Raw genomic sequence first — 9,834 nt, 5'->3', positions numbered from 1 at the left:
ATCCGAAGAACGCGGAGAGAACGGGCTGCAACGCCAGCCGCGCGAGATCGTCTTTAGCGATGCCGATGCACGCGCCGTTCAGGACCAGGTCTATCAATGGGCCGATACCGCCACCAACGGCCAGTCCGCCCAGCCCAACGCGCTCCCAACGCCGTTCAACCCGGCCCCGTTCCCGAATCTCCCCTCCGGAGCCCCCACCCCGCACCCGTAGCGGTAATAGCGGGCTACATCACTCGGAGGCACTACCTTCGTCACGGCGCACGTCGAGACACAGCTCGATGACTTCGCGAGCATTGGTAAGACACTCTTCGATCGTCTCTCCCTGTGTGTGCGCTTCAGGGAAGGCTGGAATGTGGACGCTAAAGCCCCCCGCGCCCGGCTCGGGTTCAAGCACAATGGCATAACGTTGCCAGCCTAGGATTGCCGATACGTCTTCGGCGAGAATCGCCCCAGGAACGGCATACAACGCTTGACGTTATACCGCTTTCGTTATATGCTTGACGTGTGATCGACAATTTTCATGATAGCGACACCGAGGCGATCTTCAATCAAATCCGGGTCCCTCGCTTCGCTGCGTTTGAAAAGGTCGCGATCCGTAGGCTCTTTCAACTCGCCTCCGCCACCTCACTCGCGGACCTGAAAGGCCCCGGCCTTCAACTCGAAAAGTTGAAGGGTGACCGCGAAGGGCAGCGCAGCATCCGCATCAATCAAAAATGGCGCGTGTGCTTTGTCTGGGAAGACGGGCATGCCAACAACGTCGAGATCACCGACTACCACTAATGCACAAATTCACGCTTCGGATTCTTAATGTCCAACGGGAGGCCCGATTCTTATGACGACTCATATTGCGCCGCCGCATCCCGGCGAAACGCTTCTGGAAGACTTCATGCTTCCACTCGACCTGTCAGCGAATCGGCTCGCACACGATCTTCGCATCCCGTCCACGCGCATCGGGGACATTGTTCATGGCCGTCGCGGAATCACCGCCGACACCGCACTACGCCTTGCACGCTATTTCGGAACGTCGCCCGAATTCTGGATGAATCTCCAGACCCTCTATGATTTACGTACCACCGCAGGTGCGAAGGCGCAGGAGATCGCCCAAGACGTACGTCCGCGCGAGACGGCGGTTCACTAGCGCTTAAGGCTAGGCGGCCGTCCAGTCTTCGATGCGTAGGGCCGGCACCTGGGCGAAGGTGCGGTCGTTCGTAACCAGCACCGCATTGGAGCCCAAAGCGTGCGCGGCAATGAGCATATCGAGCGGGGCGAGGGGCTTTCCGCATCGGGCGATTTCAGCCCGTACGGCACCGTAGTGTTCCGCAATCCCAGCATCCCAAGGCAGCACGTCGACGCGCAGCAAGAACTCCCAAACGAGCGCCTGGAGGCGTTTGGCTTCCGGCCGCTTTGCCAGGCAGTAATGTAATTCGCCGGCAGTGACCGCCGAAATGCACAGGGACGCCATCGGCACCGATATGACGCGCCGAACGACGTTTGGCTGCTCCCGTATCAAGCCGCTCACGGTATTGGTATCCAGCATGTATCGCGTCAATCAATACCTTCAAGCGGGTCGCGATCGTGCATCTTCTGGTCGCGTTCCTCGGCAGCCAAAAAGCCGTCTGGAATGTCGGTGCCCTTGAGGGAGGCGAAGAAGCCATCCCAACTCGTGGGCTTGCGCGACAGAATCACATCGCCTGTCTCGGCGTCCCTACGAATGAACACTTCCTTGGCGTCGAACCTGAAGGCCGCGGGTAAGCGTACCGCTTGGCTGCGGCCGTTCGTGAACAGCTTGGCGATGTGGCTCATGATGCTCTCCCAGCGGCGGTATATATCAAAGTATATATCATGCCACACTTGGAGAGCAAGCCAGCTCTAGCGGATCGTGATGGGGATGCCGCGGGAGGCTTGGTCGCCGGCGGAGTTGCGGGCGATCACCTGCATGGTGTAGTTGCCGCGAAAAAAGACGGGGACGTTGGGCACGGTATACGCCATCGCAAACCGGCCGACGCCGACCTTCTGCATATCGATGCTGTAGGTGGCGATCCGCACCTCGACGCTCGCGACGTTGGAGCTGGTGAGCACCGTGCCGGAGATCGTCTGGCCCGGATGCATCGTGCGCTGCGATACCGAGACGCTCACGATTTTAGGTGCCGCATCCGCCGGGCGAATGGGGACGCGTTTGGGTGCCGGTGCCGGTGCCGGGGTCGGAGCCGCGGCCGGGCTCGGCGGAGCGCTCGCGGTCGCCGTCGCGGCGGGCACGGCGGCAGGCGCGGTGGTTGCGGCCGAGCCGGGCGCGCCGGTGGAAACGGCCGATGCCGCAGGTACCGGTGTTTGGGCGGCCCGCGAGAGCGGAGCCACGGACGGGGCGATGCTGGGCGTGGCGCTCGCCGGAGCCGACGTCGGCACGCGGACTTCGCTCACCACCGCGGCGGGCGAGGCCACGGGCGCAGGGCTACCCGCGGCGGATTCGTGCGTCGCCGGGGTGCACGAGGCGAGGATGGCCGCCGGCAGGCAAGCGGCGATGAAGAACTTCGATAGGTTCACGGTGCCGGAAGGTTCGAGGTGCGCAACGGACTTTCCGCGCAGGGAGTCGAAGCCGCGCCCCGATGCAAGAGCGCCCGTCCGGCCGCTTGGCCCTGAGCGTCGTGGTCCCGCTCTTCAACGAAGAGGACAACGTCGTACCGCTCCTCGATCGCGTTTACGCGATCCTGGAACGGCTCCCGCCCGAAACCACGTTCGAGGTGGTGCTCGTCAACGACGGCAGCAACGATCGCACCCTCGCGCGCATTCGCGAGCAGCTTCCGTTACGAGCGAATCTCGTGCTCGTGAATCTCTCGCGCAACTTCGGCCACCAACTCGCGGCCTCCGCCGGTATCGATATCGCGACGGGCGATGCCGTCATCCTCATGGACGGCGATCTACAAGACCCGCCCGAACTCATCGATGCCTTCCTCGCGAAATATCGCGAGGGCTACGACGTCGTCTATGCCGTGCGCAGAACGCGCAAAGGCGAAAGCGCCTTCAAGTTGCTCACCGCGCGCATTTTCTATCGCACGATCAAGCGCCTCACCAAAGTCTCCATCCCCGTCGACACCGGAGATTTCCGCTTGATGAGCCGCCGCGTCGTCGATGCCCTCAAACGCTCGCCCGAACGCCACCGCTTTTTACGCGGCATGGTGAGCTGGGTCGGCTTCAATCAAACCGGCATCGAATACGATCGCGACGAGCGCCTCTCCGGCGTTACGAAATACCCGTTTACGAAGATGATCCGCTTCGCGATCGACGGCATCACATCGTTCTCCGACGTACCATTACGCTTCGCATCGTATCTCGGCTTCATCTCGAGCGCGGCCGCGTTCATTTACGCGCTCATCGTGGTCGGCTACAAACTCTTCAGCCTGCACCCGCCCGGCTACACCAAAGGCTGGGCCTCGCTCATCGTCGCCATTATCTTCCTGGGCGGCGTCCAACTCATCAGCCTGGGCATTCTCGGCGAGTACATCGGCCGCGTCTACGACGAAGTCAAAGGCCGCCCGCTCTACCTCATCGCCGAAATCGAACGCTCGTAGCGCCTGCGCCCTAGATCGTGGCGTAGACGAGCGGGTGCGGCGTCGGGCGTGCATCGCCGATCGCGATAGCGGTTTGTACGTGCGATCCATTCACGTGCACGCCATAGCATTCGGCGAGCAGTTGCCCGCGCTCGACGCGATCGCCGACGCGCACGTTAAGGCGGATACCTGCGGTCGGCGCCTTAGCGCTCCACTCGCGGGCGAGGTTTCCGAGCGCCACCGCATCGATGCGCTCGACGTAGCCGTCGCGTTGCGCGTTCACCGAGTGCGTGCGTTCCGGTAACGCCAACGCCTCCAGCGCGTGACGACTGCCCCCCTGCGCTTCGATGAGCTCCACGAATTTTTCGTACGCGCTGCCGCTATCGAGCACGCTCGCGGCCAAAGCGCGCGGTTCATCGATGCCGGCAAGTTCCAACATTGCGGCTGCAACCTGAAGGCACAGCTCGCGTACGCGCGCGTCGAGAATGCGGCCACGCAAGAAATCGCGCGCTTCGATCACTTCGATGCCGGTCCCGATCGAATGGCCGAGCGGCTCGTTCATATCCGATACGATCGCTTTCGCGCCGCGGCCGAATTCGCGCGAGATATCGACGAGCGCTTGCGCGAGTTCGATCGCTTCGCGCGGGGTCCGCATGAACGCTGCCGAACCGCACTTGACGTCGAACACGAAGCGATGCGCGCCGCCCGCGATTTTTTTCGATACGATCGACGAAGCGATCAGCCCGAGGCTCGGTACGGTTCCGGTGCGATCGCGCAGATGATACAAGCGCTTATCCGCGGGCACGAAGGCATCGCTCTGGGCCGCGATCGCGCAGCCGATGCGCTCGACTTGCGCGACGAACGCATCCATAGGCAGCGCGGCGTTGAAGCCCGCGATCGTTTCGAGCTTATCGATCGTGCCGCCGGTGTGGCCTAGGGCACGGCCCGAAAGCTTCGCGACGCGCACGCCGCACGCGGCCACCAACGGCACGACGATCGGCGAGACGATATCGCTCACGCCCCCGCTCGAGTGTTTATCCACGACGATGCTGTTGGACGGATACTGCAGCGTTTGGCCGCTTGCGACCATCGCTCGGGTGAGCGCGGTCGCTTCGGCGATCGTCAGGCCGCGCCACACGCAGGCCATCGTCATCGCCGCCATTTGAGCGTCGTCGACCGCGCCGGCCATATAGGCGGCCACGATCGCGTCCCAGAGCGACGGCTCCAACTCTGCGCCCTCGCGTTTACGCTCGATCGCCTGGCGCATCGCCCGTTCGTCCATCACGATCCCGGATTTCGCGAACGCGAACGCGAAGCCCGCCAACGTGCACTATCAGCCGGTCGTCGATCAGATCTCGGTTCGCGTTCCGCTCGACCCGTTGATGGGCATGGTTTTTGTCGCACTTTTCGCCGCGACCGCGCTCCTGACGATGCGCCGCGCGAGCTACGGGCTGGCCTTGCTGCTCTTCGTCACGCCGTTCGCGCTCTATCGCGATGCGTTCGGGACGACGATCACGCTGCCGAAGGTGGTGCTGGTGGGCGTGATCGTCGGCTTGCTCAGTTATGCCGGGATACTCCGTTTTCTGCGCGAGCGCGAGTTTAGAGGCATCGCAATCGCCTTAGCTGCGCTCTGCGCGGTGACGCTGCTCACGATCGTCACCGCACTCCATCCGACGCCGGTGTTGCGCGAAACGTTGAAAGCCGTCGAACATCTCGTGCTCTTCGCGGTGGCGTACGTCGCCTATCGCCTGGACCCCAACGATACGTTGTTGCTTCGCGCGCTCTGCGCGTCGGTCGCGTTGGTCGCGCTCTCGGCACTCGCGCAAGAAGTTGTGGGCGCGCCGTCGGCGCTCGTGCTCGGCGATACCATCGTGCCGCGCATCGCCGGCGCGCTCGAAGGGCCCAATCAACTCGGTGGATATTTGGAACTCGCGATCGCGGCGATCGGAGCTTGGGCGATGGAACGCCCCGGGAAGCTCGTCGCGCTATGCTTGGCGCTCGCGGGCTGCGCCGCCGTTCTCACGTTTTCGCGCGGCGCGGCGGTTGGTATCGCCGTCGTGTTGATCGTGCTCGGCATCGTTCGGCGAGACCGCTGGTGGCGCGCGGGCGGCCCCGCATTGGTGGGAATCGGGATCGGCGGATGCGGCGCAACCGCGTGGGGACTCGTCGCGCATTCGTTCGGCTTCGCCCGCGTGGAGGCCGCGACCGATTATTCGGGCGGCGTCGGCAATCGGCCGGAGTTGTGGCGCGCGGCCTGGACCTTTTTTCGCACCCATCCGTGGCTTGGCATCGGCGCCGGTAACTATCAGCTCGAACTCGATCGCGCCGGCGTGTACGGCGTGCGCACGCATGCCAATAGTTGGTACCTGCAGGCATTGGCCGAGGGCGGCATCGCCCTCTTCGCCGCCACGCTTGCTTTCATCGCGAGCGCGATCGCAACGCTGCGCGCGCACCTGCGCGACGCGCAGCCCTGGGCGCTCGGCGCCTTTGCAGCGACGATCGCCCTGTGCGTCCATCAAACGGTCGACTACCTCATCTTTTATCAAAAAATCGGCACGCCCTGGATGCTGGCCATCGGTTTGGGCGCGGCGGCCATCTCCGGTCGTACGCGTTCGCGGCCCGAGTCTGCTATAATCAGCGATTCATGACGACGACGCTTGCCCCAGAGGCCTCCCGCCTGCACGATGCGCTCGTGCGGGCAATTCCGGCTTCGAGCCGTGCGCTGCGCGGCCTGATCGATCGGCTGGCGACTCGGCGCGGCACCTACGCGCTGCACGAAAGCGTCTCCGGCGCGCGGCCCGCGCTCCTGGCCGCCATCCATCGCGAACTCGACGGACAGATGTTGGTCGTCATGCCGACCGCCGACGTTGCCGAACGCGCCTTCGCCGATCTGCTGTATTACCTCGGAGAGGACGATCCCAAAACCGTAGCGCTCCTGCGTTCGCGCGATGAATCGATCGGAGCGCTCGAAAGCCCTTCCGATCGCAGCGCGCGCATCACGCTCCTGGCCGATCTCGCCGACGGAACGCCGCGCATCGTGCTCGCGCCCGTATCGGCGCTGCGTCAGTACACCATGCCGCCCGCCGCGTTCTCCGAACTGCGCTTCACGCTGCGATGCGATGAAGAGACCGGCTGGGATACCACCCTCGGTCGCCTCTATCGATTGGGCTACGTTCGCACCGACGTCGTCAGCGCGGTCGGCGAGTATGCGGTGCGCGGCGGCATCTTGGATCTGTTTGCCGCCGCATCGGATCGGCCGGCGCGCATCGAATTTTTCGGCGATACCGTCGAGAGCATTCGGAGTTTCGATATCGCCACGCAGTTGAGCGATACGCCGCTCGAAGCGTTGCGCATCGACCCGTGGAGCGAGATACCGCGCGACGCGCACCATCGCGAGAGTGTGTTGGAGCGCTTCGCCGGCCCGGCAAACGTCCGCGACGCGCTCGCAAGCTACATCGAAGGCGGCGACGATTTGCCGGATGCGTGGCTGCCGCTCGCATTCGACGAACGGGCGACGCTCCTGGATTACCTGCGCCCCGAAGGCATCGTCGTGCTGGACGAGCCCGGCATGCTCGCAACGATCGAACGCGCGCTCGACGAAGAGCACTCGCGCGAGCAGAGCGTCTTGCTTGCGGGCGTTGAATCGGGCGAACTCTCGATCCGCGATTCGGAAGTTGCCGAGGCGCTTCTTGCCGACGTTGCGGTCGCCCATCCCACTCTTGCCGAGCTCGCGCCGCACGTTGCGGCGCACCCCACGCTCGTGCTCGCCGGCGGGATCGATCCCGACGCCGCGGGCGCGTTCGTACCGGCGGTTTTGGAAGCATTCGTCCTGGAATCGCGGCCGGCCGAACACTTCAATCGGCAGATCGAACTCTTTTCGCAATCGGTTCGCGAATGGGTCGCGCAGGGCGAGACCGTTGTGATCGTCAGTTCCGGCGTCTCGCGAACGATCGATCTGCTGCGCGCGGCGGGGATTACTGCCGAGCGGGGCTTGCGGCCGGCAAGCGACGGGCGCGCGGCGTTGCTGCGCGCGGCACCGGCCGGCCACGGCTACGTCGTGGTGGATCACGGCAATATCGAGAGCGGCTTCGCCATTCCGGATCTGCACCTGCGAGTGCTCGGCGATCGCGAAATCTTCGGGCAGCCTTCGAAACGCATCAAACTGCGTGCCGTCAAAGAAGGCGTGCCGGTCACCCTCGCGGACCTGAAAGTCGGCGATTACGTCGTCCACGCCGTGCACGGGATCGGCCAGTATCTCGGGCTGCGCACCGAGACGATCTTGGGCGCGACGCAAGATTATTTGGATCTGAAGTATTCGGGCACCGATCGCATGCTGGTGCCGGTTACCCAGATGCATCAGGTCACCAAATACTCCGCGGCCGAAGGCCAGTCGCCGCGCCTCTCCAAGATGGGCGGCGTCGAGTGGGCGCGCGCGAAGACGCGCGTCTCCGAATCGCTGGCGAAAATCGCCGAAGGCTTGGTGGCGCTGTACGCCGAGCGGGAACTCGCGCGCGGACACGCATTCGGGCCGGATACGCCGTGGCAGGCCGAACTCGAAGAATCGTTCCCGTACGATCCCACCGTCGATCAGAAAAAAGCGATCGACGCCGTCAAAGCCGATATGGAGCGCCCGCAACCCATGGACCGCCTGGTCTGCGGCGACGTCGGCTACGGAAAAACCGAGGTGGCGATCCGCGCCGCCTTCAAAGCGATCGCGGATAAAAAGCAAGTGGCGGTGCTGGTGCCGACCACGCTGCTCGCGGCGCAGCACTATCGCAGCTTCTCGGCGCGCTTCGCCGGATTTCCGGTGCGCATCGACGAGCTCTCGCGCTTTAAAACCAAAGCCGAACAGCGCGAAACGCTCCGCGACCTCGCGCTGGGCAAAGTCGACGTCGTCATCGGCACCCATCGCTTGCTGCAAAAGGATATCGTCTTTAACGACCTCGGACTCATCGTCGTCGACGAAGAGCAGCGCTTCGGGGTGATGCACAAGGAGCGCCTCAAGGAATACCGCGCCAGCGTCGACGTGCTCACGCTCTCGGCTACGCCGATTCCGCGAACGCTGCATATGTCGCTAGTGGGCGTACGCGACCTCTCGCTGATCCAAACGCCACCGAAAAACCGCATGTCGATCAAGACGATCGTCGTGCCGACGAGCGACGCGATCGTCCAACACGCGATCATCGCCGAACTCGACCGCGGCGGCCAGATTTACTATCTGCACAATCGCGTCGAATCGATCTACGCGGTCAAGAACGCGCTGGAGAAACTCGTGCCCCGCGCGCGGATCGCGATCGGTCACGGCCAAATGACCGAGAGCGAACTCGAGCCGGTGATGCAATCGTTTATCGAGGGAGACACCGATATTCTGGTCGCCACGACGATCATCGAGAACGGCATCGATATCCCCAACGTCAACACGATGATCGTGAGCGATGCCGATCGTTTTGGGCTCGCCCAGCTCTATCAACTGCGCGGAAGAGTCGGCCGCTCCAACCATCAAGCGTATTGCTACTTGCTGTATCAGGGCCATAAAGCGCTTAGCGACGACGCGAAAGCGCGCCTCGAGGCGATCCGCGAGTTCACGCACCTGGGCTCGGGGCTGCAGATCGCTATGCGCGATCTCGAGATCCGCGGTGCCGGCAATTTGCTGGGTGCCGCGCAATCGGGCTTCATCGCTTCGGTCGGCTTCGATACCTATTGCCAATTGCTCGCCGACGCCATCGCCGAGCGGCGCGGCATGGGGACGGCCGTCGAAGACCGGCGCGAGGCCGTGATCGACGTAAAGATCAGCGCGTTCATTCCCAACGACTACATTCCGCAAGTCTCGCAGAAGATCGCCGTCTACCAGCAACTCGCCAAGGCGCGCACCGTGGACGCCGTGCGCGAGATCGCGGCCGGCGTGCGCGATAGGTTCGGCGCGTTTCCCACGCCGCTCGAACACCTCATCGAACTTACCGAGCTGCGCGCGATCGCTTTACAGAAACACGTCACGCGCGTCATCGTCGATGAGAAGCGCCTCACACTCGGAGTCGGCTCGAGCTTTATTTTGGGGCCCGCCGCAATTCCGAAGTTCCAATCGCTTACCAAAAACAAATTCCGTTTTGCCGAAGGCAAGATCTTGGTCGATCTGCCGCCGATTCCGCGCGAAGGCAGGGCCGAAGGCGTCTGGATGCCGCTGTTGCGTAGCTTGCTCGAAGCGCTCTAGCGTTTCAAACCGGCGGATGCCGGGTAATGAGCCCGAAACATGGTGCCCATTTGCCGCTAAGGCTATCTCGAAGTATCGCGT

Annotated in this window: 10 protein-coding genes; 6 read left to right on the top strand and 4 right to left on the bottom strand. The window is 63.6% G+C overall.

Going from position 1 to position 9,834, the window contains the following annotated elements; translation table 11 throughout:
• From VMW12_08040 to VMW12_08030, 3 genes are all read left to right on the top strand, one after another.
• Positions 1-211, top strand: a 211-nt coding sequence (locus VMW12_08040) for a hypothetical protein (GenBank protein ID HUZ49671.1), incomplete at its 5' end; no start/stop codon positions are given.
• Between the two features lie 293 nt (positions 212-504).
• A complete protein-coding gene (locus VMW12_08035) occupies positions 505-780 on the top strand; it encodes a type II toxin-antitoxin system RelE/ParE family toxin (GenBank protein HUZ49670.1) in 276 nt (91 codons plus the stop codon).
• Between the two features lie 52 nt (positions 781-832).
• Entirely contained in the window at positions 833-1,138 is a 306-nt protein-coding gene (locus VMW12_08030) for a HigA family addiction module antitoxin (protein ID HUZ49669.1), read from the top strand.
• A 9-nt stretch (positions 1,139-1,147) separates the two neighbouring features.
• On the opposite strand, the gene VMW12_08025 is transcribed toward VMW12_08030, so the two are convergent.
• The 3 genes from VMW12_08025 to VMW12_08015 all read right to left on the bottom strand — a co-directional run bounded on the left by VMW12_08025 (position 1,148) and on the right by VMW12_08015 (position 2,541).
• Complete coding sequence (locus VMW12_08025) at positions 1,148-1,549, bottom strand: type II toxin-antitoxin system VapC family toxin (GenBank protein HUZ49668.1); 402 nt, start codon at positions 1,547-1,549, stop codon at positions 1,148-1,150.
• Positions 1,546-1,803 (bottom strand): type II toxin-antitoxin system VapB family antitoxin, encoded by a 258-nt coding sequence (vapB, locus tag VMW12_08020; protein HUZ49667.1) that lies wholly within the window; start codon positions 1,801-1,803, stop codon positions 1,546-1,548. The genes VMW12_08025 and vapB overlap by 4 nt, the downstream gene beginning before the upstream one ends.
• Positions 1,804-1,869: 66 nt before the next feature.
• Positions 1,870-2,541 (bottom strand): hypothetical protein, encoded by a 672-nt coding sequence (locus VMW12_08015; protein ID HUZ49666.1) that lies wholly within the window; start codon positions 2,539-2,541, stop codon positions 1,870-1,872.
• Between the two features lie 62 nt (positions 2,542-2,603).
• Here VMW12_08015 and VMW12_08010 point away from each other — a divergent pair, with 62 nt between their 5' ends.
• Complete coding sequence (locus VMW12_08010) at positions 2,604-3,566, top strand: glycosyltransferase family 2 protein (GenBank protein ID HUZ49665.1); 963 nt, start codon at positions 2,604-2,606, stop codon at positions 3,564-3,566.
• A gap of 10 nt (positions 3,567-3,576) precedes the next feature.
• On the opposite strand, the gene VMW12_08005 is transcribed toward VMW12_08010, so the two are convergent.
• Positions 3,577-4,869, bottom strand: a complete 1,293-nt coding sequence (locus tag VMW12_08005; protein HUZ49664.1) for a thymidine phosphorylase — start codon at positions 4,867-4,869, stop codon at positions 3,577-3,579.
• A 1-nt stretch (position 4,870) separates the two neighbouring features.
• Between VMW12_08005 and VMW12_08000 the strand changes: the two genes are divergently transcribed.
• Positions 4,871-6,193 carry an O-antigen ligase family protein gene (locus tag VMW12_08000; GenBank protein ID HUZ49663.1) on the top strand — a complete coding sequence of 441 codons (1,323 nt, stop codon included), beginning with the start codon at positions 4,871-4,873 and terminating at the stop codon, positions 6,191-6,193.
• On the top strand, positions 6,190-9,753 hold the full coding sequence (gene mfd / locus VMW12_07995; protein ID HUZ49662.1) for a transcription-repair coupling factor: 3,564 nt from the start codon (positions 6,190-6,192) through the stop codon (positions 9,751-9,753). The genes VMW12_08000 and mfd overlap by 4 nt, the downstream gene beginning before the upstream one ends.
• The last annotated feature ends 81 nt before the right edge of the window (positions 9,754-9,834 follow it).

The organism is Candidatus Dormiibacterota bacterium, assembly GCA_035532835.1.
Taxonomy (GTDB): Bacteria; Vulcanimicrobiota; Vulcanimicrobiia; order Vulcanimicrobiales; family Vulcanimicrobiaceae; genus DAHUXY01.
The sequence above is the reverse complement of the archived record's forward strand: the minus strand, read 5'-3'. Positions and strand labels throughout refer to the sequence as shown.